The sequence below is a fragment of the Flavobacterium luteum genome (assembly GCF_008806775.1).
GTDB lineage: Bacteria > Bacteroidota > Bacteroidia > Flavobacteriales > Flavobacteriaceae > Flavobacterium > Flavobacterium luteum.
Genome location: NZ_WAEM01000003.1, coordinates 271,856 through 297,357, shown reverse-complemented (window position 1 = coordinate 297,357; position 25,502 = coordinate 271,856). Strand labels below are relative to the sequence as shown.

Here is a 25,502-nt window from a genome sequence, read left to right as displayed (position 1 = left end):
CATGAATTTAAAAGACAAAATAAATACCGATAATTTACCCAAACACCTAGCTATCATAATGGATGGCAATGGGCGTTGGGCGAAGCAAAAAGGTTTTTTAAGAGCCTTTGGACATGAAAACGGAACGAAATCAGTACGATTAACAGTAGAGACCTCTGCCAAATTAGGAATAGAAAACCTTACTCTTTACGCTTTTTCTACCGAAAATTGGAACAGACCAAAACTAGAGGTCGATACACTAATGAAATTGTTGATTAACTCCTTAAAAAACGAACTACAAACACTTGTAGATAATAATATTAAATTGAATACCATAGGCAATTTTGATTTGTTACCAAAATCTGCACAAAAAGAACTACTAGATGTTATAGAAAAAACTAAAAATAACACTAGAATGGTTCTGACATTAGCATTAAGCTACGGATCAAGAGAAGAAATTTTGAATGCCGTAAAAATCATTAGTGATAAAGTTAAAAATAATATAATTTCAATAGACAGTATTGACGAATCAATTATTAATGAGCATCTTTACACGCAAAATTTACCCGATGTAGATTTATTAATAAGAACAAGTGGTGAACACAGAATTAGTAATTTTTTGTTATGGCAAATAGCCTACTCTGAATTATATTTTACTGATGTATTATGGCCAGACTTTAAAGAAGATGATTTGTATGAGGCTATCATTAGTTATCAAAAAAGAGAACGCAGATTTGGAAAAACAAGTGAACAAATTAAATAATTTTTTAGTGTTACATAAAAACATAAAACTAGTCCTAACCCTATTGTTTTTTGGATTATTATCTCAAGTTAAAGCTCAAGACAGAGTTCCGTTTGATCAAGGTAAAAAATATTTCTTAGGCGATGTAAAAGTTATTGGAAAAGTTAGTTATAACGAACAAACAATCGTTACTTTTTCAGGACTTCAAAAAGGACAAGAAGTTACCGTTCCTGGAGAAGAAATTACTAATGCTATAAAAAAACTTGGAAAACTTGGACTCTTTAGTGATATCGATTTCTATATAAATAAAATAAAAGGTGACAGTATTTTTTTAGATCTAGACATCAATGAACTTCCAAAATTAAGCGAAGTAAAATTTGTTGGCATTAAGAAAAGTAAAACCGAAGGACTAATTAAAGACAACGGACTTACAAAAGGGAAAATTGTAAATGAAAATTTAGTTACCACTACCAAAAACTACATCGAAAACAAATACAAAAAAGATGGTTTTTACAACACTAAAGTAGTAATAAATACAATACCTGACACCACATCTGGAAACAATGTCAAAATGCTTATTAACATTGATAAAGATGAAAAAATTAAAATTAAAAGAATTGCATTCTTAGGAAACGATAAATTTAAAGAAACAACGCTTCGAGGAGCGATGAAGAACACCAAACAAATTAACCGTTTTAGAGTTCTTAAGGCTTCCAAATTTATAGATGCAAAATACAAAGAAGACTTAGTGTCAATTGTAGAAAAATACAAAGAAAAAGGATATAGAGATGCTCGTGTAGTAACCGATAGCGTTACTTTTGATAAGCAACAAAAAAAATTAAATATCAAAATAAACGTAGAAGAAGGTCATAAATATTATTTTGGAAATATTAAGTTTTTAGGAAACACTATATATACTGATCAAGGACTTTCGAGAATGTTAGGAATACAAAAAGGAGATGTTTATAATGGTGTTTTACTAGAAAAAAGAATTGCTGACAAATCTAAACCTGACGGAGAAGACATTACCAATCTATACCAAAACAATGGGTACTTATTTTCTAATATTAATGCCGTTGAAGTAAAAACAGCTAATGATACCATCGATTTTGAAATTAGAATCGTAGAAGGACCATTAGCCTATTTTAACAAGATTACAGTTGTAGGCAACGACAAGACCAACGACGAAGTTATTTACAGAGAGTTACGAACTAAACCCGGTCAAAAATACAGTAAGGAAGAATTAGTTCGAACCATTAGAGAAATTGGTCAACTTGGTTTTTTTGACCCTGAAGCTATAGACCCAAAATTTAAAAATGTTGATGCTGGCGCAGGAACGGTAGATATAGAATATAATCTTGTTGAAAAGGGATCAAGTCAAATCGAATTGCAAGGAGGTTACGGAGGTGGTGGTTTCATAGGAACTTTAGGATTGTCTTTTAATAACTTTTCGGTTAGAAATCTTTTCAATAAAGAAGCTTACAAACCTCTTCCTATGGGAGACGGTCAAAAAGTAGCACTTCGCTTGCAAGCAAGTCCTTTTTTTCAAACCTATAGCTTATCGTTTTCAGAACCTTGGTTTGGAAGAAAAAGACCCGTACAATTTAGCAGTTCATTTGCCTATAGTAAGCAATTTGCTGGAGGACAATTTGGAGGAAATATTGATAGAAGCCAAAACTTTAATATTATCTCTTTATCAGTTGGTTTAGCAAAACGATTGAGTGTTCCAGATGACTTTTTTGTATTGTCTCAATCCGTCGCATTTCAATATTACGACTTAAATAACTTTAATACAGGGCTTTTTAGAACGTTTAGTAACGGATCAGCACGAAACTTATCCTATACTTTAGGACTAACGAGAAACAATAAAGGAGTAAACCCAATTTTTCCAACCTATGGCTCTGAATTTAGTATAATGGGGAAATTTACACTACCCTATTCTCTAATGAACGGCATTGATTATGGAGATTTACAAAATCAAGAAGCCTACAAATTAAAAAACAGTACGTCTTCTGAAAGATTGGGATCAGACGGCGAAATCATTCAACCTGGAGACTTTATTGACACCTCTGGCAACAAAGTAGACAGTTTTGAAAAAGCAGCTCCAGATCAAGGAAAAATTGATCAAGAAAAATTCAAATGGTTAGAATACTACAAAATTAAATTCAAGGCTGATTGGTTTACTAAAATTTATGGTAAGTTAGTATTGCGTTCATTAGGAGAATTTGGTTATTTAGGAGCCTATAATAAAGAAAGAGGTGTTGTTCCTTTTGAGCGATTCTTCTTAGGCGGAGACGGGCTGGCAAACTTTGCACAAGATGGTAGAGAAGTAATCCAATTAAGAGGATATCCAAATAATTCGCTTTCTTCTCAAAATGGAGGCACTATTTATAATAAATTTTCGTTAGAGATGAGATATCCTATTACATTAAAAGCTGCAGCATCAATTTATGTGCTTTCTTTTCTTGAAGCAGGAGCAGCATATGATACCTTTAGAACGTACAACCCATTTGCTTTGAAACGCTCTGCAGGAGCTGGATTACGAATTTTCATGCCTGCATTTGGTTTGTTAGGAATTGATTTTGGGTATGGCTTTGATTCCTTAACAGGACAAGGTAAGGCAAACGGAATGGAAACCCATTTTATTATTGGTCAACAATTTTAAAATTAACTATATTTGGCACGATATTTTCTAATAAAATGTAAGTTATGAGAAAACATGTTGTATTACTTATTTTTATAATGACTGTTTCAATAACAGTTTTTGGTCAGTCTAGAGGTGTAAAAATAGGCTATATAGACATGGAATATATTTTGCAAAATGTTCCTGATTATATGGAAGCTAAAAGCCAATTAGAGCAGAAAGCCCAAAAATGGAAACTAGAAATAGAAGCCAAAAAAAATGAAGTAGCGAAACTTAAAGAGTCATTAAAATCCGAAAAAGTTTTACTTACAAAAGAATTAATAGAAGAACGAGAAGAAGAAATTGTATTTCAAGAAACAGAATTATTTGATTATCAGCAAAAAAGATTTGGCCCTAACGGCGATTTAATCCTACAAAAAGCAGTGCTTTCTCAACCAATTCAAGATCAAGTTTTTACAGCCACTCAAGATATTGCAGAAGCTAAAAAATATGATTTTATATTTGACAAATCATCCGACCTGACAATGTTGTTCGCCGCAAAAAGATATGATATTAGTGATCAAGTAGTACGAGTAATTACTAGAGCAACTAAGAGAAATCAATTAAGTAAAAAACAACTTAAGCTTGAAGAAGAGAAAGAAGCAAAAGAAAATTTAGAAGAAGAGAATCCAGCTGTAGCAGATAGAAAGAAAATACTCGATGATAAAAAAGCGGCAAGAGAACAATTAATTGCAGAAAAAAAAGCAGCCATCGAAGAAAATAAAAAAGCAGTTGAAGAAAACAGAAAACAACTTTTAGCAGAAAAAGAAGCAAAAAAGAAAGGCACAGTTGTTACCGAAAAAAATGAAATTGACAGTACTGCGAACGAAGTTCCTGATACTAATAATTCAGCTTTAAAAGCTGCAGCACCTGCAGATAATGCATCAGCTATTACTGCCAAGCAAAAATTAGCTGAAATAAAAGCAAGAGATCTTGAAGAGAGAAAAAAAGCATTAGAAGAAAAAAAGAAAAAAATATTAGCTGATAGAGAAGCAGCAAAAAAAGAGAAAGAAGCAAATAAACAAACTGAGAACATTAAAAACTAAAAAACAATTAATTAATATTTAAAAATGATGAAACAAATAAAAACTTTATTAATAGCTACAGCTATATTCATTGCTGGTAATCAAACAATTAAAGCTCAAGCAAAAACAGCTCATGTAGAGGTAAGTGAAATAATGGCAAAAATGCCTGCAATGCTTGAGGCACAAAAACAATTAGAAAAACTCAGTGGCACCTATGATGTAGAGTACAAAGGAATGGTTGAAGAATACCAAAATAAATTAAAAAAATACGAACAAGAAGCAACAACAGTTGCTGAGGCTGTAAACGAAACTAGATCAAAAGAGGTTCAAGACATGCAAAAAAGAATCGTTGATTATAGAGACAATGCTCAAAAAGAATTGCAACAAAAAGAAGCCGATATCGTAAAACCTATCATGGAGAAAGTAAAAGTTTCTATTCAAAAAGTTGGTAAAGCTAAAGGTTTCCAATATGTTTTAAATTCAGAAGGATTGCTTTTAGCAGATGGTCCTAATTTGACTGCTGATGTAAAAAAAGATTTAGGTTTTTAGTCTAAAAATCTATTTAAATAAAATATAAAAACTGCTCTATCGAAATTTCGAGATGGAGCAGTTTTTTTTTTACATTTGATTTATGATAAACAATCAACCTATTGGTCTTTTCGATTCAGGAATTGGTGGAACCTCAATATGGTCAGCCATACACGAATTATTACCCAATGAAGATACAATTTATCTTGCCGATAGCAAAAATGCTCCTTATGGAAAAAAAGCTAAAGAAGAAATAATTGCATTATGTATTAAAAACACTGAATTTCTTCTCGAAAGAAACGTAAAACTTATAGTAGTTGCATGCAACACCGCCACTACCAATGCCATAAAAGAATTAAGAGATTTATATGAAGTGCCTTTTATAGGTATTGAACCCGCAATAAAACCCGCAGCAATACATTCAAAAACACAAACTATTGGGATATTAGCAACTAAAGGCACCTTGAGTAGTGAGCTTTTTAATAAAACTGTCGAAAAATATCAAGAAACAAAAATAGTAGAACAAATTGGTTACGGATTAGTAGAGCTTATTGAGAACGGCGAGTTAAATTCGCCTGAAATGTCAAAACTACTTCACTCCTACTTACAACCAATGATTGAAGCGAATATTGATTATCTCGTTTTAGGGTGCAGTCATTATCCATATTTAATTCCTTTAATTAAAAAGATTATCCCTAATACCATTCAAATAATCGATTCGGGTGAAGCTGTCGCGAGACAAACTCAAAAAATAATTGAAGAAAAAGTGGGAAAACATGACATTGGAAAAAGTAATGCAATTTTTTATACTAATAGCAATCCAAAAGTACTTTCTGAAATATTAAACAACAAATATGATGTTTTAAAAAAGGATTTCTAATGCAATTTAATTACTCTTTAAACCAACTAGAATACATTACATAATTATTTGAGATTCTTTCAATTTCACCTGCAAAATCAGATTGGTCAATATCCTTAACCTTTTTTGCGGGAACACCTGCCCAAATAGTTCCAGATTCTACAATTGTATTTTGAGTAACAACAGCTCCTGCGCCAATTATTGAATTGCTTTCTACCACACAATTATCCATAACAATGGCACCCATTCCTATTAAAACATTGTCTTTTATTGTACAACCGTGAACGATTGCGTTATGTCCTATAGAAACATTGTTTCCTATTACGGTTGGATGTTTTTGATAAGTACAATGAATAATGGCACCATCTTGAATATTTACTTTATTACCAATAGTTATACTATTTACATCTCCTCTTACAACTGCGTTAAACCAAACGCTACAAGAATGACCAAAACAAACCTCGCCAACAATAGTGGCATTTTCTGCAACATAACAATCATCAGGAATTAAGGGAGTTTTGCCGTTTACTGATTTTATCAACATAATGGTAAAAAAATAGTCCCGAATAAATCGGGACATTTTATAAAATATTTAATTAATCGCTGGACAATTACAGTGGTATTTCTCAGGACTACAAAATAAATCCATTCCTAAAGTAATTTGATGAAAACCTCCGTTATCAAATTTAGCTCCACCAGCTAAATAAGAGTAAGTATATGAAAACATAAATTTATTGTAATTTATACCCACGATTGGAGTGATATACTGTAATTTTTGTGTTTTAAGCGATCCGCTATCATCCTTATATTGAGCACCGTCTAAACTTCTTCTATAAGATAAAGCTCCCCACAATCTGCCTATTTCTAATTGCTTATAAACTTTCATGTTTAAGTCAAAAGAACTTTCCTTGGTTTGGCTGATGCTTTGAAACATAATAGATGGTTCCCACAACAACCCATCTTCTTCACCAAAAGTGTAGCCCAAATTCAAAATTAACTTTCTCAAATTATCGCTTTCAAAATCACTATAAAGCTCTCTTCTAGTTTCAATAGCATTTTTTACTGTTGCATGGGCATAAAAATCCAAGTAGTTGTAAGATGCTCCTATATCAACATTGAAATAGGAATCTTTCTGAACATTAGTTCCAAGAACATTTGGATCAAAATCACCAGGTCTTAAAAATGCGGTTTCATCTAAATTACTTTGTGTTAAACCTACATTAACTCCAAATGACAGTTGGTTCAAATCGACATTATCTCTAGAAAACATAATATGATGCGCATAGGTCAATTTTATTCCCGTTTGTGAGTGGTAACCGTTTTTATCATTATAAAAAATAGCTCCAGCTCCTGACTGCTCTCCAATTCTCCCATTAAAACTTAACGTTTGTAATGCTGGAGCATCGGTTTGACCAAACCACTGTTGCCTTCCAGTTGCTCTTAATTTAGAACAACTTGCAGCTCCAGCCATTGAAGGGTGTAGTAAATAATAATTATCTGATAAATAATCAGAATAAACCGCTATACCTTCTTGAGAAAATGAAAATTGTGATGCTAAAAACACAACTAATAATCCTAATTTCTTAAAACTCATTTTTTTATTTTTTTAATTATATACAATTCCTTGTAATTTACTAATTGTAAGACAGTACGAAAAATCACCTTTATTAGTTGTGCCCAAATATATAAATTTTTGATGATTTCTAAATCAATAATCAATTTTTATTAGCTTAAAACACCGATTTTTAATGTTAATTATATTAGGAGATTAAAAAAACTTGAAAAATCATAAAAAAACAAACGTTAATTTAATGTTTAATTGTCCAAATATAATTAATCACTCAAAATAACTTTGTTAAATTTGTAAAAAATAAAATCATGATACAGCTAGTAATAAAAGAGACTCAAAATCCATCCATACTAAAATTTGAATTCCCTGATTTCATTACTCAAAATGAGAGTTTTGAGTTTAAAAACATCGATGAAGCGAAGAATTCCCCTTTGGCTCAAAAGTTATTTTATCTGCCATTTGTTAAAACAGTTTACATATCAGGTAACTTTATTGCTATTGAAAAGTTTAGTATTGTAGAATGGGAAGATGTTCAAGAAGCTGTAGCAGAGCAAATAACAAGTTTTGTGAATAGCGGTGGCATTATTGTTACGATTGATGAAAATAAATCTAAAAAACAACCCGCTTCTGTTTACGGAGAATCGACTCCTAACCCTGCAGTTTTGAAATTTGTAGTTAGTAGAATGTTAACAAAGACAGCCGTCGAGTTTAAAAATATTGATGAAACTTCTGCATCACCTTTAGCTAAAGAATTATTTAAGTTTCCTTACGTAAAAGAAGTTTTTATAGACGAAAACTATGTTTCGGTAACCAAATATGCCGTAAACGAATGGCAGGAAATTACTTTAGAGTTGCGATCATTTATAAAAGAGTTTATAGAAAATGGAGGAACTGTTCTTGATGAAAGCCTTGTAAATTTAAGTCCAAAAATTGAAAAACAAAAAATTGAAAATTTCGATACCCTCGATACTACATCGCAACAAATCATTAACATATTAGAAGAATATGTAAAACCCGCTGTAGCTGCCGATGGCGGAAATATTTTATTTGACTCGTATGACGAAAAAGAAAAACGAGTAAAAGTAGTGCTTCAAGGTGCTTGTAACGGCTGCCCTTCTTCTACATTTACATTGAAAAGTGGCATTGAAAACATGCTGAAAGACATGCTTAATGATAAAGACATTATTGTCGAAGCCTCAAACGGATAATATTCTTCTAATACTATCCTCAAAATTTAAAAACTGAATGTTTTATGAATGAATTGGCGCAAGAAACAAGTCCTTATTTATTACAACATGCTAATAATCCTGTAAACTGGAAAGCATGGAACACGAATTCGTTATCTGAAGCCAAAGAAAAAAACCAACTAGTCATTATTAGTATTGGGTATTCGGCTTGTCATTGGTGTCATGTCATGGAACACGAAAGTTTTGAAGATGAAGCTGTGGCACAAACCATGAACGCCCATTTCATAAACATAAAAGTAGATCGTGAAGAACATCAAAATGTAGATGCTGTTTATATGAAAGCTGTTCAAATTATGACGGGTCATGGAGGTTGGCCATTAAACATTATAGCCTTACCTGATGGTAGACCCGTTTATGGCGGCACTTATTTTAGAAAAGAAGAATGGATAAATGTTTTGGAACAACTGCAAGAATTGTACAAAACAAATCCTGAAAAAATGATAGAGTATGCCGAAAAATTACACAAAGGTATAGCGGCTATTAGCATCATTAAAAAACAAAAAACCAATACTGTTTTAGAACAAAAGGCACTAGAACCTTTAATCCTAAAATGGAAAAAAAGTTTTGATTTAGAATTTGGTGGTATGGCTCGCGCTCCTAAGTTTATGATGCCCAACAATTATCAATTTTTGTTGCGATACGGATTTCAAACCAATGATTCTGAATTGTTAGATTTTGTAAATCTTACGCTAACAAAAATGGCTTACGGAGGACTTTTCGACACCATTGACGGAGGCTTTTCTCGATATTCTGTTGACATGAAATGGCATATCCCGCACTTTGAAAAAATGCTATATGACAATGGGCAATTGGTTTCACTGTATGCAGATGCCTATAAACTAACTAAAAATCCATTGTTTAAAGAAGTTATCGAAAAAACCTTGTCATTTATATCTCGAGAACTAACTGACGAAAGTAATGGATTTTATTGTGCGCTTGATGCAGATAGCTTGAATGAAAAACAACATCTAGAAGAAGGTGCTTTTTATGTTTGGCAAAAAGCTACTTTGCAAGAACTACTTAAAGAAGATTTCGAATTATTTTCGGAAGTTTTTAATATTAATGATTTCGGGTTTTGGGAACATGGCAACTATGTTCTGATTCAAAATAAATCTTTAGAAGAAATTGCTGTTCTAAACAAAATTACCATTTCAGAATTAGAATCTAAAAAGAAAGCTTGGGAAACTATTTTATTCCTAGAAAGAGAAAAAAGAAGCAAGCCCAGATTAGACGACAAATGTTTGACTTCTTGGAACGGAATTATGCTAAAAGGGTTTGTTGACGCTTTTAAAGCATTAAAAGACAAAAGCTATTTGACAATTGCTTTAAATAATGCCGATTTTATTATAAAAAATCTTTGGTCATCCGATGGAAATTTATTGCACAATTACAAAAACGGCAAAAGTTCCATTAATGGATATTTAGAAGATTATTGTTTTGTTATAGATGGCTTTATAGGTTTGTATGAGGTTACTTTTGATGAAAAATGGTTGCACAATGCCAATCAATTAACAGATTATTGTTTAGAGCACTTTTTTGATGAAAATAGCGGTTTCTTTACCTTCAGTTCTAATTTAGATGAAGCTCTAATTGCTGAACATTATGAAACTGAAGACAATGTAATTCCAGCATCAAACTCAGTAATGGCTAACAATTTATTGCTATTAAGTATTTATTTTCACAATTCTTATTATGAAAAAGTAGCCCTCCAAATGCTACAAAATATTATTCCAAAAATCGATTATCCGTCGGCTTATTCGAATTGGCTATTAACTTTTTTAAATTTTGGAGAGCAAAACAAAGAGTTGGCAATTTGTGGTGAGGATGCTTTAAAATTCAGTTCATTATCAAACGAGAAATACTTGCCTCATATAATTTTAGCGGGTTCTGAAACCGAATCCAATCTTCCGTTTCTAAAAAACCGATTTAAAAACGATGAAACCCTTTTTTATGTTTGTCAGAATAAAACGTGTGATGTACCAAAAAATAATTTTGAAGAAGTTAGTAATGAATTGAAATTCAGTCATTAAACAATTAATTTTTATCGTAAATTTGACAATTTATCAATCATGAGAATAGGAACATTTATAAAGAATTTATTTGGTTCTACTAAAGAAAGTGCTGAAAATGCAGAGGCATTTATGGCAAAAGCAGAGGCATTTGCAGAAGAGGCAAAACAAAAAGTGAGCGAATATTCAGAGAAAGCAAATGTTGTTTTAGAAGAAGTTGTTGAATCAGTAAAGGAAAATGCTGCTCCTATTATAGAAAAAGCAGAAGCATTTGCCGAAGTTGCGAAAGTAAAAGCAACTGAATATTCTGAAAAAACAGGTGTAGTTTTAGAAGATGTTGTTAATTCAGTAAAAGAAAATGCTACACCAATAATTGAAAAAGCAGAAGTTTTTGCCAATGAAGCAAAAGTAATTGTAGAAGAAGGCATTGCTGCCGCTAAAGTAAAGATTGATGAGTTAGTAAATAATTCAACTAAGGAATCAAAAAAAGACGCTGAATAAATAGTAAAAAATACTATTTTTGCAACTCAAAACAACCAACCTTCTCCTATTTGAGAAGGTTTTTTTTAAATTAGAAAATGAAATTACTAGTAGACATTAATTACATCGATCAATATACTTCATCATTTGTAAAAGCTTTAATTGATTACTCTCCAAAAGTAATTGCCGCCATCTTACTATTCGTTATTGGGATTTGGGTTATAAAAATTATCAATACCGTTTCTCGAAAGATAATGGTAAAAAGAGAAATTGAACCTACTCTAATTGAGTTCTTATCTGATATTATATTTTGGGGGTTACGAGTTGTTCTTTTTATTGCTGTAATATCAAAATTAGGGATAGAATCTTCTTCATTTGTGGCCATTCTAGGTGCAGCCGGTTTAGCAGTTGGTTTATCACTACAAGGTTCGTTATCTAACTTTGCTGGCGGAATGCTTATTATTCTTTTTAAACCTTTTAAATTAGGGGATTTTATTGAAGCACAAGGCGTTTCTGGTTCTGTAATTGATATTCAAATTTTTGTAACACAATTATTAACTGTAAACAATCAAGTAGTATTTGTTCCAAACGGCACATTATCTAACGGAAATATCATCAACTATTCTAAAAAAGAAAACCGACGAACTGATTTAACAATTGGAATTTCTTATGATACTGATATAAAAAAAGCGAAAGACATTATTTATAATACATTAAATAAAAATTCAAAAATTTTAATAACTCCCAAACCTTCAGTTTCTGTAAAAGAAATAACAGATACTGGAATTAAAATTGCCATTCGAGTGTGGACAAAAAATCAAGATTTTGCTGATGTTAGTTCTGAAATATTAGAAGATTCAAAAACCGCCCTTGATAACGAGAATATAAATTTTCAGCTAGCTCCTCCAAAATAAAACTATTTCTTTGAAGTTGTAATCATAAAATCCTTCAAATAATACGGCTCAAAATAAGCAACATCAACAGTGTCGCCATTTTTAAACTTTTCAAAACTCAAAGCACTCATTTCATTAGCAGACGGATAAATTTTATCTTCTAAAAAAATAAAATTTTCTTTCGTTAAAACGGTTTTGCATTTGGAAGCACAATCACCAATAAAATAAATAGTAGAATCTATTTCTGAAAAGGATTTTTCATCAATTATTTCTGCTTGAACTTCTCTTATTTTATTTAGATTTGAATCGAAAACTGCACTATACACTTCCATTCTTCGTGCATCTATCATAGGAATTATAATTCCATTAGCAACTTTAACTTGCGAAGCTAAAACTTCAAGCGTATCAACTGCAATTAAAGGAATATCGAGTGCAAAACAAAGTCCTTTTGCTGCAGAAACGCCTATTCGCAACCCTGTATAAGATCCTGGACCTTGACTAACTGCTATTGCTGATAAATCTTTAAAGGACATTTGAAGATTGTCTATTGCTTCTTTTATAAAAACATGCAACTTTTCTGCATGTGAGTAGCCTTCCTCAGCCATTTCTTTACAAAGAATTGTTTCTCCGTTTTTTGCAATTGCAATAGAACAATTTTTGGTAGCGGTTTCTATATTGAGTATGTAAGGCATTATTCTTTATTTGCTTTTTTATCGTTAGATGCAATCTTTACTTTATCGCCAGAATTCAACTCCTTCGATACGGTATTGTATGGTCCAACTATTACAACATCACCGGGTTTCAAACCCTCCATTACTTCAATATTGGTATCGTCTTGAATCCCAGTTTTAATAATTCTAATTTTAGCCTTCTCACCAACTTTAAGAAAAACACATTCTAGTTTTTTGGTGTTTTTTTGCTTCACTTCACTTTCTTGAGCAGCAGGGTCGTCTACAGAAAATTTCTTAACCGCAGCAGTGTCTGTTTTTACAACAATAGCACTTATTGGTATCCCCACAATTTTTTCTTTTCTTTCTGTAATAATATCAACAGTCGCAGTCATTCCCGGTCTAAAGGGAGAATAGGATAATGGTTTTCCAACTAATAAATCTTTATAGGATTCTTTTTCTATTCTAACTTTTACTTTAAAATTGGTTACTTGATTGGCAGTTAATTCTGAACTCGCCGAATTAGAAATACTCGTTACAATTCCTGTAAAATGTTTTTTTAAATACGCATCAACCTGAACTCTTGCAGAATCTCCCACGTTTATTTTTACAATATCATTTTCATTCACATCCACTTCAACTTCCATATTATTGAGGTTGGCCACTCTTAGAATTTCAGTTCCTGTCATTTGCTGTGTTCCTAATACTCGCTCTCCTAATTCAACATTCAACATCGAAATAGTTCCATCGGCTGGAGCATAAATAGTGGTTCGCCCAAGATTGTCTTTAGCTTCATTTACTGTTGCCGAAGCACTTTTCACATTAAAATAAGCCGATTCTTTTGCGGCTTTGGCTCCTTCAAAAGTGGCAATGGCCCTATCCCAATCTGATTTTGAAATAATTCCTTTGTCGAATAAAATTTTATTTCGGTCGTAATTCGCTTTTGCTTCTTTAAAAGTAGCGTCGGCTTGGCTTAAACCCGCTTTTGTTTGAGACAAACCTGCAACAGTTCTGTTGTATCCTGAAGTATATAAATCAGGATTAATTTTAACCAATAAATCACCTTTTTTAACTACTTGACCTTCTTTTACGGGCAAAGCAATGATTTCACCTGATACTTCCGACGAAATTTTTACTTCAATTTCAGGTTGAATTTTACCCGTTGCCGAAACGGTTTCAACAATGGTAATTTCATTTACTTTAGCTACTTCAATATCAAGCTCTTTTTCTTTATTACCAATAATTCCTTTTTTAGAAAGCACTAATAAAACTGCGACCACAACTACCGCTAAACTTATTATGATATAAATTGATTTTTTTGACATGGTTACTGTTTTTGAATAATTGGAATTCCGAAATAAAATTCTAATACTTTTACTTTAAAGATATAATCGTATTTGGTTCTTATAATTTCTGATTGTGAGTTGGAAAATAAGGTCTGCGCTTGTTCTAAATCGAATACATTCATTAATCCTACTGCATAGCGCTCTTTGGCATAATTAAAAGATTCTTGCCTAGCTTCTAGTGCCGAAATAGCCGATTCATAAGAGTTTAAAGCTCCTTTTGCATCTGTAAAAGCGGTATAAACATTTCTTTCTAAATCTAATTCCGATTGACTTAAAGCAATTTTACTTTTCTCTAAATTAATTTTAGAACGTGCTACACTGTTTTTTACCGAAAAACCATTTAGCACTGGAACATTAAGTTGAAAACCAAAATTATGCCCTTTGTTTTCTGAAAATTGATCGAAAAAAGGCAATGGTTTTCCTAAAATCAGAGAACGATTAGGCTGTAATACATTTTGATTAGAACCTTCTACAAAACCAATTATTGAAGTAGGATTAGCAATATTGGGTTCAAATCCTGTAATTCTATCGGCATACCCTATCCTAGTATTAAACCTATAAAATCCTTGAAGACTTGGTTGGTATGCTCCTTTAGCAATTTTGAGATCTCTTTCGGCAAGTTCTAAATTAGTTCGTGCAATTTTAACTTCAACTCTACTTTCTTTCGCTTTATTGAAAATAGCTTCTGGTGTTAGTAACATTGTGGCACTTTCCGAAATAGGATAATTAGAATCGGCAATATCAAAATTTTTAAAATCATCTATTTGCAAGAGTTGGGCTAAACTCAATTTAGAAATCAAGAACGTATTTTCAGCAGCTATTACTCTTTGCTTATTTAAAGCTACAGTCGCTTTTATATCAAGTAAGTCCCCTCGAGGTACTGAGCCAGCATGTACTAATTCTTCTGTTCGTTTGTATTGTCCTTCGCTGTTTAGGAGTTGTTGGTTTTGTACTTTAATATTTTCTTTAGCAAAAAGAATTTGCAAAAAGGCGTTAGCTACATATAATGAAACATCATCTTTCATTTTACTCAAATTATATTGAGCAGCCAAAATAGCTAGATTTGATCTTCGGAGTCGATTTTGGTTTTGCAATCCTTTATAAATATCAACACCGGCAGTAAGCCCTAAAGATGTAAATTGTGTCGTTTGATTTTCAAGAAGACCTGTCGTTATATTTTGGTTCAAACCAATATTCCAAGAGTGCGAACCATCGGCATTTATAGATGGCAAAAAACTTCCAATAGCTGCTGTCTTGTCTATCGTTGCTAATTGACTGTCTAATTGTGATTGTTTTATTGTGATGTTGTTTTCTAAAGCATAATTTACACAATCCTCGATAGTCCACTTTTTAGTCTGCGATTGCATTTCTTGACTAAAAACAGCTATAAAAACGAGAGCAAAATAAATAATCTTCTTCATATTTAAGAAATGAAAGGGTAACAAAGGTACTATAGATATTTAATATTTACTGAAAACAGAACAAGTTTTTAAAATCAATAGCCCGATAAAAGTAAGTCTAAATTCCTTTTAAATAGTTACACTGTTTTACAAAAAAATATAAACAAATTGGCTAATTTTACAGCACTAAATTTAAAAAAATGATTAAAAATGTTTCTTGTATCATTTCACTATTTCTGCTATTTTCTATTCTAAGTTGTTCTTCTACTCAAAAAATTGCAGCTTTAAAGCCAGAACCTGATGATGCTTCACCGTTACTTTACGACAATGTTAGTTCCTTTCTTAATTTACCTATAAAACTTAAGCTTCAAGATGTAGCTAATCAAACCAATAAAATCCTTACTGGTTTAATTTATGAGGATAATACCATTGAAGATGATGATTATGAAGTAAAAATTTGGAAATTAGCTCCTATTACCCTTGAGAATGAAAACGGAAAAATTAAGACCATTTTACCTTTAAAAGCATTTGTAAAATATAGAATTGGAACCAATACATTAGGCATTTCACTATACAACACTAAAGAATTTAGCTTTAACGGGAACGTAACTTTATTAAGCGATGTAGATTTAACGAATTGGAAATTAAAAACAAATACCGAACTAAAATCGTTAGATTGGAATGAAAGCCCAACCGTTTCTGTTTTAGGAAAAGCAATTCCCATTACCTATTTAATAAATCCCGCTGTTAGATTATTTAGATCGAAAATTGAAAAAAGCATTGATGAAGCTATAGAAAAATCGGTTGATTTTAAACCGAATGTTCTTGATGCTTTAGAAAAAGTTTGTAGCCCTTTCGAAATGAGTGAAGCTTACCAAAGCTGGCTTCGTGTAGTGCCTTTAGAATTATACACTACCGAAGCAAAGCTTCAAAAAGAAGTGATTTCGTTTGAAATGGGTTTGAAATGCAATATGGAAACTTTAATTGGCCCAAAACCTATATCAAAATTTGATCGTGATAAAATTATTTTAAAACCCGTTTTAAAAATGCCTCAGCGTGTTTCTGCAAATATTGTTGCTGTTTCTAATTATGAAGATGCTTCAAAAATAATGACTAAAAATTTTTCTGGTCAAGTTTTTGGAACTGGAAACAAAAAAATAACTGTCCAAAATGTGTCTATTTGGCATAAATCAGGCAAAATGATTATTGCATTAGATGTGCTAGGGAGTTTAAACGGAAAAATATATCTCGCAGGATTTCCTCAATACAACGAAAAATCGAAAGAAATTTATTTTGACCAATTGGATTATGCTATAGATACCAAAAACAAATTATTAAGAACTGCCAATTGGCTCGCTCAAGGTTATATTTTGGGGAAAATTCGTGAAACGTGTCGTTATTCTATAAAGCCAAATTTAGAGGAAGGCAAACAAAATATTCTTAAATATTTAAAAAATCATTCACCAATGCCAGGCGTTTTTGTAAACGGAACTGTTGATGATATTCAGTTTCAAAAAATTCAACTAACTAATAAAGCGATAATTGCTTTTATAAAAGTAAATGGCGATGTAACAATCACCATTGATGGGATTTAGTGACACTACTTTAAATTTTTTTCTTTGCATAAAGTCTATATACTGCATAACCAATTGCTGCTACAAGTAAATAAGGAATAATCATTAAGTACACAATTCCGTCATTTACTGCTTGTGCTTTAGCGTTATTTCCTTCACTTTCTATGGCTGCACGACACATGGCGCACTGCGCGTTTAATGACATTGAAAAGAAAATAAAGTATAGAAAAAAGAAAGCAGAAAATAGTTTCCCTTTTTTGCTTCTAACTCCTAACTTCTCACTTCTAACTTTAATACACATAATAAGGTGAAATCATTAGATACACTATTACTCCTGTAACGGCTACATAAAGCCATATAGGGAAAGTAATTTTAGCGATTTTTTTATGTGCATCGAAACGTTGTGCCAATGCTCTTACATAAGTAATTAAGACCAAAGGAATAATGATTATCGATAAAATAATATGAGAAATTAATAAAAAGAAATAAACATATCGAATAACTCCTTCTCCTCCAAAAGCAGTTGAATCTGCTGTCATGTGATAGGCTACATACATCACTAAAAACAGCACAGACAATCCTATGGCAATTTTCATTAATGTTTCATGCAACTTTCTTTTACCGTTTTTTATAGCCAATACAGCTATAACCAATACAACAGCAGTTATTCCGTTTGTTAGAGCATAAATAGGCGGTAAAAAAGATAATGGCTCAACTTTATAACCGAAATCTTTCAACTTTACTCCAAATAAAATAGCTACTACAACTGGTATTACTATTGAAACTATTACTATAAATGTATTGTATTTTTTTTCTATGGATTGTGTTTTCATTATTCTCTTAATAAAATGGCTATATCTTGTTGTAAGGTTTGAACTCCTTTTGCTTCTAATCCCTCATAATATAAAGTAGGATTTCCGTATTCGTCTTTCCTGCATCTAATATTTCCTTGTTTGTCTATCAAAGCAAAAAAACCAGAATGCTCGAACCCTCCACTTACTTTACTATTTTCTCCTGCATATAAATTAAATCCTTTATTGGCAAGTTCATAAATATACTTTTTATCACCAGTTAAAAAATGCCAATTGGAGGATTTTGCACCTAATAAATCTGCATGTTCCTTTAAAGCTTCAGGTGTATCATTTTGCGGATCGATAGTAATGGAGGCTATCCCGAAATTTGGATTACCAAAAAATTGATTTTGTATTGCAACCAAATTTTTATTCATTTTAGGACAAATGGAAGGACATTTTGAAAAAAAGAATTCAAGCACATATACTTTTCCATTGTAATTAGCATCGGTAATTGTCTTATTGTCTTGATTGGTTAACTTAAAATGAGGTGCTGGCCCAATTTTAACTAAACTCTTATCAGAAGTGCCATTATTGTCTACTTTGTCTAGTCGATCTCCTTTTACAATAGTGTCCGACTGAATTCTAGCAACTATTTTAGGAATAGCATAGATTCCAAAAACCAAAATAATAAATGAAATTCCAATGTAGGATTTATTTTTAAGCATTTCTTTTATATTTGTCTGTTGGCGTTGTTTCTTTTAAGAGCCAAACGATATTCTGCAAGTATTACCTTTACATCATCTGTCATTTCATTATACAAATCAGATGGAGAAAAAGTATCGTATCCTTCTTTGTATTCGTCTTTGTCTTTTCTACCTCTTAAATTTCTTTTTTTGTCTACAATATATACGTATGAGGTGCCAAAATCAGCATTTAATTTTCCTTTTAACTTTAGTTTACTATAATACTCTTGAATTTCATTTGTTGGAGCAAAAACAAAAATCCATTTAGACACATCAGTCAATTCACTAAGTCCTTTAAGAATTTGCTTAGCATCATCTTGAGTTCCTTCGGGAGCAATCATAACAAATTGAAAATCTTTAAATTCTCTATTCTTATTGTATATCTTTTGATTGAGATTAAAACAATTGCCTTTATTTCGTAATATATCTTTACCCGTAAATCCTAAAACAGTAATCCTATTGTTTAAGGTAACTGGATCTCCGCTTAAGGATTTCCAATGCCCAACATCTGGAATAGACTTCGTTACTGTTGGTAAAGTCATAAAACTATTGACTCCTGTTGCAAAAAAAAGATAAGCAAAAATGGGGAAAATAAAAAGGACAAAAAGAACTATATTTTTTTTCACGGTAACGGATAAATTATTTAGTACAAAAATAAAAAAAGGCACGCAATGCGTACCTCTTTTTTGAATTAAAATGATGTTAAAAATTCCATTTAATAGTTGAATTTTTAAAAATCTCAAATATATAATCTGCTTCTACTAAAAGTATAAAAAGCAAGTAGGATACTAAAAAAATAATTGGACTAACAACAATCCATCTTAAACTGCTTTTCTCCCCTTCCATATGCATAAATGCCCATACAATAAAATAAGCTTTTACAAGTGTAAGGATTATAAACAACCAGTTAAGCAAGTTCATACTTAAAAAATTATTCATGTGTAAAACATCAGGTTTTAAAATTCCAAATATAACTTCAACTATAGTTATAACAGAAAGAATTCCGAAAACTTTCCAAATTCTTCCAAGATTTGATTCGTGTGCGTGAGACATAATTATAAATTTTAAAAATTAAACTAAGTAGAAGAAGGTAAAAACAAATACCCAAACTAAATCTACAAAGTGCCAATACAATCCAACTTTTTCTACCATTTCGTAACTTTTTCTTTTTTCATAAGTACCTAAAAGCACATTAAAGAAAATAATAACGTTAATAACTACACCAGAAAAAACGTGAAATCCGTGAAATCCAGTAATAAAGAAAAAGAAATCAGCAAATAGTTTGCTTCCATATTCATTTCTGGTAAGATTAGCACCTTCAACAACTAAAGAGGCGTTTGCTAACCTAGTTTCGGATTCTGCCCTAGTTAAAATAGTTTTATGTTTGTGTTTTGTTAATTCATGATTCACTTTAGTATCACTTTTTGCAGCTGCATCATCTTTATACAATACTTCTGTTCTTACTAACAATTCTGGATGTGCTTTAAAACCTGCTTGAACCTCAGCAACTGAATAAGTTGGCAAAGCTGGTTCAGACATAAACCATCTTCCTTTATTTTTTTCTAAGCGCTCACGTTCTTCAGGTAAAGTAGCCGCAAAATCCTCTAACTTTACTCTTTTGCCTGTATTGTCAACAAACTGTAACAAACTTCCCCCTTTTGTTTCAATAGCACCATATTCGCCATGAATAAAGTTTTTCCATTCCCAAGCCTGTGACCCAACAAATATTAAACCTCCAATAATGGTAAGAAACATATAAAATGCCACTTTACTTTTTTTCATTTGATGTCCAGCATCAACAGCTAACACCATTGTTACGGAAGAAAAAATCAAAATAAAAGTCATTAAAGCCACATAATACATTGGAGCTGGTACTCCGTGCATAAATGGAAAGTGAGTAAACACTTCTTCGGCTAAAGGCCAAGTCTCTATAAATTTGAATCTGGAAAATCCATAAGCTGCTAAAAATCCTGAAAAGGTTAATGCATCTGACACGATAAAAAACCACATCATTAATTTACCGTAATCGGCTCCTAAAGGTTGATTTCCGCCACCCCAAGTTTTTTCTTCACTGTTTGCAGTTGTAACTGTCGCTCCCATAAAAGTTATTCGTTAAAAAGTTCCCAAATTTACATTTTTTTCTTATTTAAAGAAATATAAAAATAAAAACAAATAAACCCACAGTAAATCTAAGAAATGCCAATACATTGTACCTAGTTCTATTCCAAGGGTTTGAGTTGAATTGTATTTTTGTTTAAAATGATTATAAATTATAATTAAAAGCGAAATTAATCCTCCAGCAAGGTGCGCTAAATGCACTACCGTAACCACATAAAGAAAAGTTGTTGTAATGTTACTTGCTGTCCCTGTAAAATAATAGCCTTGTGCCACAATTTGTCCAAAGCCCATAAACTGTAACAGTACGAACAAAATTCCGAGTGCTAAAGTAAGTAAAAGAAATGAAGTTGTTGCATTTCGATTGTCTTTTTGTATTGCTTTTTTAGCCAAATGAAAGGTAATACTACAACCAATAATTACTGCTGTACTAAAGAAAAATGCGGGTGGCATTTGAAAATTTTTCAACCAATCGAGTCTAGATTTGCTTACCACAAAAGCACTTGTTAATCCGGCAAACATCATGGTCATACTTACCATCGCTACTAATAAAAGTAGTTTGTAAGATCGTTCTGTTCTTAATTTGTGTTCTTCAGGTGTCATCATCGTATCTATCATTATCGTAAAAATTTATCTAAAATGTAAACTATTTGTAGCAATGTAATATAAGAAACACTTACTAACATTAAGGTTCTTGCTGCTTTAGTTGTTCTTAATTGATACAATCGTACGGCATAAAACAACATCCATAATCCTAAAAAAAGTAAGGCAATAGCAGCGTAAGTAGAAATGTATAAACTTCCTGTAAAACCCAACATTGGCAAAAGCGATGCAATTAGCAACCAAACAGTATATAAGATGGTTTGTAAAGCGGTCGATTTGTCTTTTTTACCCGATGGCAACAAAAAAAAACCAGCTTTTTCATAATCGTCAAACAAAAACCACCCTATAGCCCAAAAGTGAGGAAATTGCCAAAAAAACTGAATAAGAAATAAAGTTCCTGCTTCTATTCCAAAATTCCCTGTAGCTGCAACCCAACCCAACATAAAGGGTATGGCTCCTGGAATGGCTCCAACAAAAACAGCTAAAGGCGTAACCGTTTTTAACGGTGTGTAAACACTTGTGTATATAAATATAGATATGGCACCAAACATGGCCGACTTGGCATTGATGGTATACAACAATACAATTCCTAAAACAGTTAACAAACTGGCAATTATCAATGCCGTATTAGGAGTCATTCTTCCTGAGGCAACTGGACGGTTTTTGGTTCTGTCCATTAATGAGTCAAGATCTTTTTCTATAACCTGATTGAAGGCATTTGAAGCGCCTACCATACAGTACCCGCCAACAGCTAATTTCAATAAAACAAACCAATCGATGGTATGAATGTTGTAAACCCCAAGTATGTATCCTGCCAACGATGAAAAAACTACACTTACAGCTAAACCTGCTTTTGTGATGGCTTTGAAATCAGTGTAAATAGATTTAAAAGAAAAGGAGTCGGTACTTACAATCAATGCGGTTTTCATTTTCAGTTTTCAATCCCGTTGCTTCGGGTGGCGCAAAGGTAATTTATAGTTAATGATTTAGCAAAAAAACAATTCATAAAAAATTTCTAATAGAAAATTTATCTTTGAGTAGATTAATACTAAATCAACCATGTTAAAAATTAAATTTTTGAGCAAGATGAATTATCATTTGTAAGCTAGAAATAAAATTTAATAATCAAAATACCAATTAAAGATATCACTTCGTAAACCTAGCGAAAACCAAGTGGTATCGTTTTTAAATGCAGTTGCGGTTTCTTGATTAGGATTAAAATTCCTGAATATAAAACTTCCGAAAAGCTTTAAGTTGGTTTGAGGATTTATTAAATAACCGCCTTGAATATCGGCAATAAAGATATCCGTTTTATTTCCTTGACCCACTTTTACATTAGTATCACTAAATCTATTTTCCTCATAGTCTTTATAAATGTCTCCCCCATAATTATAAGAATCCTCAGTAGTATTAAAATCCAAACCACGCGTTCCAGAAGTAATTTTTGCATCAGCGAAATACCGTCCTTTGTGATAACGGGCAACAAAAATAAATTCTTTAAAATTTCCTCCCCATTGATGCCCCAAGCTTTGATTGCTGTGGGCATAATTTGTTAATGGGTCACTATGCGAGTAAACATAGGGCCTCACATGATTCCATTCTAATTGCAGCAATAAATTTTCGACATTAAAAGCATTGAAATATTTAACTCCTAGTTGGTAACCAAACTTGTTTTTCCAACTTTGATTTCTAGCTTTAATATCACTCAACGAAAATTCATCAACTAAAAATTGTACGTAACCATTTATTTGATTGTTAAACTTGTATTTAGACGTTAATCCTAAAAGGGCATTTCCTGTTCTATTAGACGAAGCAAATTCGACTGAGCGATAAAAAATAATTGGATTTATAAAGCTTGCATCAAAACCTCTATTGTTGACATTTGCCCAAACAACCGATTCAAAAAAACCAATATTCCATCTTTTAGTAGCATTCCAACTCAAATAATGATTGGCCATATATTTTGAGGTATAGGTCTTATCTACCGTTGCTTCTGTTCGTATATCTTTAAGGAACATATAAGTATTGGTGTATTTTATTTTCCAGAAAGTCGTGTTGATTTTAAAAAAAGGTAGAGGACTTACTCCGTCAGTTGTAATTAAGGAACGATAGCCATCGCCAATAAAATTCCTACCATAGCCCAATTGCAAATTAATAAATTTGTTTGGCGTATAGATTAAATTGGCTTCTGCCAAAGGCATATCGAAAGAATCTGCTTTAAATGATTTTGCGATACCTATTCCAGGAATAACGGCAGGATTTCCTCCGCTAGGCTTTATTGACCTAGCATAGTCATTAAAATAATCGGCGAAACGCCCTTGACTCTCATAAATCGTAGTCGTAAAGTTCAATTGTTCTCCTAAACCGCCTTGTATTTGCAATCCTCTGGTATTTACATACGTGCTTTTGGAAATACTTGGGTTGCTAATTCCTGTTTGTAAATCGAAAATAGGATTCATTGTAAACCAATACCCTTCTCCTTGAATTTCGACTGTGTTTTCGTTCCATATTTTTCTGCCCCACCATCCTGATTTCTTTTTTAACAACTTGGCATTAACTTCTTTTAGATTGTAATATTTAGAAACCTCAGCATAGGTAAATGGTTTAGAACTTGTATGATTATTGGCTCCCAACTGATTTAATGCCGCATCAAACTGGGCATAATAACTGTGTGAAAAAGGAATGTTTAAATGACTTTCGAACTTCGGATTCTTAAACTTATGATACACTATACTATCATACTCTATTAACTCTTTGTCTCTGTTTTTGTAAAAATTTTTAGAATTTAGTATTTTCAAGGAATCAGCTTCAGCGGCAATCTCTGCTTGGCTTCTTGGCGGAATGGCAATTTTTATTGAATATTTAGAATACGTAGGGGTTCCGTTAAAAGTGGGTGGGCCAATTTGAGGAAACTGTTTGAAAACTCTTTTAGATTCTTTAACCAACTCATTATCAACAGCATCTACATATTGCACATTAAATTTACCGTTCTCATCTACTTCAAAAAGAACAATAACATTTCCTTTAAAATTACTTTTAGATAAATTCTCAGGAACTTTGAAATTATTAAAAATAAAGTCCTGAACTTGAGTATAAAAACACGTTTCTAAGTCTTTATTGTATTGGTTTTCGCAACTTGAAAAAACAGGGAACTGCTCTGCGTTTTTAGTAGTTACTTGAGCATTCGAAAAAGTCGAATACCCCAGAAAAAGAAAAATTGAAAAATATTTATTCATATATTTAAAAATTGATTTTAGGGGTCAAATATGGCATCACTTTTTTTATTGTGTTAGCTTACGCAAACGGCTTTATAATTACGATTTCATATTGCAATACTAAGATAATTATTTAGATAATCCCTTATCAATCAAAGGCATTAAATTTGTTTTCTATTAGCCAAATCGAGATTGAATGCTATGTTAATGGTATAAAAATAAAAAAATCCCACCTAAGCGGGAAATATTTTATGTTTATTTAATTTGATTGTCCTTCTTTTTATAAAAACGACTCCATACTACTACCAAAAAAACAGCAATTAATCCTCCTGAAGTGTTTGCAATTACGTCTAACACATCGCCTTTTCTAGTGGTTGTAAACAGACTTTGGGCAATTTCAATTCCAATCCCATAAAGAACAGCAACAAAAAATACTTTTGTAACTAATGCTTTTGACGAATCGTTACTATTTAATTTCTTATTATTAAAATACAAAAACCAAAGTATGGTAAAAACAAAATAAAAGGTAAAATGCACATATTTATCTGCCGATTTAACTCCAATACTTGGTAGTTTTTTAAAACTGGTTAAACAAAGAAAAGCAATAAGAACCGTCCAAAATTCAGCCAACCACAAATAAAAATACTTACGCACCAATAAGTTTTGCATACTCTTCACTTGAAAGTAATTGGTCATAATCTGAAACGTTTGCCACTTTCACTTTAATCATCCATCCTTTACCATAAGGGTCAGAATTTACGTCTTCTGGGCTACTTTCTAATGAATCGTTAAAAGCAATAATTTCTCCAGCTAGTGGTAAAAACAAATCAGATACGGTTTTAACTGCTTCAACCGTTCCGAAAACCTCGTCTTTTTGTAATGTTTGATCGAGTGTTTCAACTTCAACATAAACAATATCGCCTAATTCCTTTTGCGCAAAATCTGTAATTCCGATTGTTGCAATTTCTCCGTCAAGAATTACCCATTCGTGGTCTTTAGTGTACTTTAAATTTAGTGGTATATTCATTG

At 31.9% G+C, this 25,502-nt stretch carries 26 protein-coding genes; 10 read left to right on the top strand and 16 right to left on the bottom strand.

The genetic code is table 11. The annotated features are described in order from the left end of the window. Window position 1: 1 nt before the first annotated feature. The 5 genes from F6464_RS08505 to murI all read left to right on the top strand — a co-directional run bounded on the left by F6464_RS08505 (window position 2) and on the right by murI (window position 5,837). Window positions 2-742, top strand: coding sequence for an isoprenyl transferase (locus tag F6464_RS08505; RefSeq protein WP_151107379.1), 741 nt, complete (start codon window positions 2-4; stop codon window positions 740-742). Continuing rightward, window positions 675-3,386 (top strand): BamA/OMP85 family outer membrane protein, encoded by a 2,712-nt coding sequence (locus F6464_RS08500; RefSeq protein WP_151107378.1) that lies wholly within the window; start codon window positions 675-677, stop codon window positions 3,384-3,386. Before F6464_RS08505 ends, F6464_RS08500 begins: the two co-directional genes overlap by 68 nt. A 44-nt stretch (window positions 3,387-3,430) precedes the next feature. Next, the gene (locus F6464_RS08495; protein WP_151107377.1) at window positions 3,431-4,450 is read left to right on the top strand and encodes an OmpH family outer membrane protein; all 1,020 of its coding nucleotides are present in this window, start codon (window positions 3,431-3,433) and stop codon (window positions 4,448-4,450) included. 27 nt (window positions 4,451-4,477) lie between these two features. Further along, window positions 4,478-4,978, top strand: coding sequence for an OmpH family outer membrane protein (locus tag F6464_RS08490; protein WP_151107498.1), 501 nt, complete (start codon window positions 4,478-4,480; stop codon window positions 4,976-4,978). Between the two features lie 82 nt (window positions 4,979-5,060). Then, complete coding sequence (murI, locus tag F6464_RS08485) at window positions 5,061-5,837, top strand: glutamate racemase (protein ID WP_151107376.1); 777 nt, start codon at window positions 5,061-5,063, stop codon at window positions 5,835-5,837. Window positions 5,838-5,847: 10 nt separating this feature from the next. Here the strand turns inward: murI and F6464_RS08480 are convergent, their stop codons facing one another. Further along, window positions 5,848-6,360, bottom strand: a complete 513-nt coding sequence (locus F6464_RS08480; RefSeq protein ID WP_151107497.1) for a gamma carbonic anhydrase family protein — start codon at window positions 6,358-6,360, stop codon at window positions 5,848-5,850. A 48-nt stretch (window positions 6,361-6,408) separates the two neighbouring features. Continuing rightward, window positions 6,409-7,410, bottom strand: coding sequence for a PorP/SprF family type IX secretion system membrane protein (locus tag F6464_RS08475; RefSeq protein WP_151107375.1), 1,002 nt, complete (start codon window positions 7,408-7,410; stop codon window positions 6,409-6,411). A 284-nt stretch (window positions 7,411-7,694) separates the two neighbouring features. Here F6464_RS08475 and F6464_RS08470 point away from each other — a divergent pair, with 284 nt between their 5' ends. The 4 genes from F6464_RS08470 (at window position 7,695) to F6464_RS08455 (ending at window position 12,036) form a co-directional block, all read left to right on the top strand. Next, a complete protein-coding gene (locus F6464_RS08470) occupies window positions 7,695-8,594 on the top strand; it encodes a NifU family protein (protein WP_151107374.1) in 900 nt (299 codons plus the stop codon). Window positions 8,595-8,638: 44 nt separating this feature from the next. After that, window positions 8,639-10,663 (top strand): thioredoxin domain-containing protein, encoded by a 2,025-nt coding sequence (locus F6464_RS08465; RefSeq protein ID WP_151107373.1) that lies wholly within the window; start codon window positions 8,639-8,641, stop codon window positions 10,661-10,663. A 39-nt stretch (window positions 10,664-10,702) separates the two neighbouring features. After that, a complete protein-coding gene (locus F6464_RS08460; RefSeq protein WP_151107372.1) occupies window positions 10,703-11,143 on the top strand; it encodes a hypothetical protein in 441 nt (146 codons plus the stop codon). Between the two features lie 77 nt (window positions 11,144-11,220). Beyond that, window positions 11,221-12,036, top strand: a complete 816-nt coding sequence (locus tag F6464_RS08455; protein ID WP_151107371.1) for a mechanosensitive ion channel family protein — start codon at window positions 11,221-11,223, stop codon at window positions 12,034-12,036. Window positions 12,037-12,038: 2 nt separating this feature from the next. Here F6464_RS08455 and tsaB read toward each other — a convergent pair whose 3' ends face one another. From tsaB to F6464_RS08440, 3 genes are read right to left on the bottom strand one after another with little or no spacing between them, the layout of a single operon-like run. Next, complete coding sequence (gene tsaB, locus F6464_RS08450; RefSeq protein ID WP_151107370.1) at window positions 12,039-12,707, bottom strand: tRNA (adenosine(37)-N6)-threonylcarbamoyltransferase complex dimerization subunit type 1 TsaB; 669 nt, start codon at window positions 12,705-12,707, stop codon at window positions 12,039-12,041. Then, a complete protein-coding gene (locus F6464_RS08445; RefSeq protein ID WP_151107369.1) occupies window positions 12,707-14,008 on the bottom strand; it encodes an efflux RND transporter periplasmic adaptor subunit in 1,302 nt (433 codons plus the stop codon). Before F6464_RS08445 ends, tsaB begins: the two co-directional genes overlap by 1 nt. Before the next feature lie 2 nt (window positions 14,009-14,010). Further along, window positions 14,011-15,450 carry a TolC family protein gene (locus tag F6464_RS08440; RefSeq protein WP_151107368.1) on the bottom strand — a complete coding sequence of 480 codons (1,440 nt, stop codon included), beginning with the start codon at window positions 15,448-15,450 and terminating at the stop codon, window positions 14,011-14,013. Between the two features lie 179 nt (window positions 15,451-15,629). Here F6464_RS08440 and F6464_RS08435 point away from each other — a divergent pair, with 179 nt between their 5' ends. Next, window positions 15,630-17,024 (top strand): DUF4403 family protein, encoded by a 1,395-nt coding sequence (locus F6464_RS08435; protein WP_151107367.1) that lies wholly within the window; start codon window positions 15,630-15,632, stop codon window positions 17,022-17,024. Between the two features lie 10 nt (window positions 17,025-17,034). Here F6464_RS08435 and F6464_RS08430 read toward each other — a convergent pair whose 3' ends face one another. The 11 genes from F6464_RS08430 to gcvH form a co-directional block, all read right to left on the bottom strand. Beyond that, a complete protein-coding gene (locus F6464_RS08430) occupies window positions 17,035-17,304 on the bottom strand; it encodes a hypothetical protein (RefSeq protein ID WP_151107366.1) in 270 nt (89 codons plus the stop codon). Beyond that, complete coding sequence (locus F6464_RS08425) at window positions 17,294-17,836, bottom strand: DUF420 domain-containing protein (protein ID WP_151107365.1); 543 nt, start codon at window positions 17,834-17,836, stop codon at window positions 17,294-17,296. Before F6464_RS08425 ends, F6464_RS08430 begins: the two co-directional genes overlap by 11 nt. Continuing rightward, window positions 17,836-18,522, bottom strand: coding sequence for an SCO family protein (locus tag F6464_RS08420; protein WP_151107364.1), 687 nt, complete (start codon window positions 18,520-18,522; stop codon window positions 17,836-17,838). The genes F6464_RS08425 and F6464_RS08420 overlap by 1 nt, the downstream gene beginning before the upstream one ends. Window positions 18,523-18,527: 5 nt before the next feature. Next, the gene (locus tag F6464_RS08415) at window positions 18,528-19,166 is read right to left on the bottom strand and encodes a hypothetical protein (RefSeq protein ID WP_151107363.1); all 639 of its coding nucleotides are present in this window, start codon (window positions 19,164-19,166) and stop codon (window positions 18,528-18,530) included. A gap of 76 nt (window positions 19,167-19,242) precedes the next feature. Further along, window positions 19,243-19,593 carry a cytochrome C oxidase subunit IV family protein gene (locus tag F6464_RS08410; RefSeq protein WP_151107362.1) on the bottom strand — a complete coding sequence of 117 codons (351 nt, stop codon included), beginning with the start codon at window positions 19,591-19,593 and terminating at the stop codon, window positions 19,243-19,245. An 18-nt stretch (window positions 19,594-19,611) separates the two neighbouring features. Continuing rightward, window positions 19,612-20,640: a cytochrome c oxidase subunit 3 gene (locus F6464_RS08405; protein ID WP_151107361.1), complete on the bottom strand. Its 1,029-nt coding sequence runs from the start codon at window positions 20,638-20,640 to the stop codon at window positions 19,612-19,614. A gap of 42 nt (window positions 20,641-20,682) precedes the next feature. After that, window positions 20,683-21,273 (bottom strand): cytochrome c oxidase subunit 3, encoded by a 591-nt coding sequence (locus tag F6464_RS08400; RefSeq protein WP_191963341.1) that lies wholly within the window; start codon window positions 21,271-21,273, stop codon window positions 20,683-20,685. Next, window positions 21,273-22,187 carry a heme o synthase gene (gene cyoE, locus F6464_RS08395; protein ID WP_151107360.1) on the bottom strand — a complete coding sequence of 305 codons (915 nt, stop codon included), beginning with the start codon at window positions 22,185-22,187 and terminating at the stop codon, window positions 21,273-21,275. The genes F6464_RS08400 and cyoE overlap by 1 nt, the downstream gene beginning before the upstream one ends. Window positions 22,188-22,376: 189 nt before the next feature. After that, a complete protein-coding gene (locus tag F6464_RS08390; RefSeq protein ID WP_151107359.1) occupies window positions 22,377-24,494 on the bottom strand; it encodes an energy transducer TonB in 2,118 nt (705 codons plus the stop codon). Between the two features lie 234 nt (window positions 24,495-24,728). Then, window positions 24,729-25,142, bottom strand: coding sequence for a VanZ family protein (locus F6464_RS08385; RefSeq protein WP_151107358.1), 414 nt, complete (start codon window positions 25,140-25,142; stop codon window positions 24,729-24,731). Then, on the bottom strand, window positions 25,120-25,500 hold the full coding sequence (gene gcvH / locus F6464_RS08380; protein WP_151107357.1) for a glycine cleavage system protein GcvH: 381 nt from the start codon (window positions 25,498-25,500) through the stop codon (window positions 25,120-25,122). Before gcvH ends, F6464_RS08385 begins: the two co-directional genes overlap by 23 nt. Window positions 25,501-25,502: the final 2 nt, after the last annotated feature.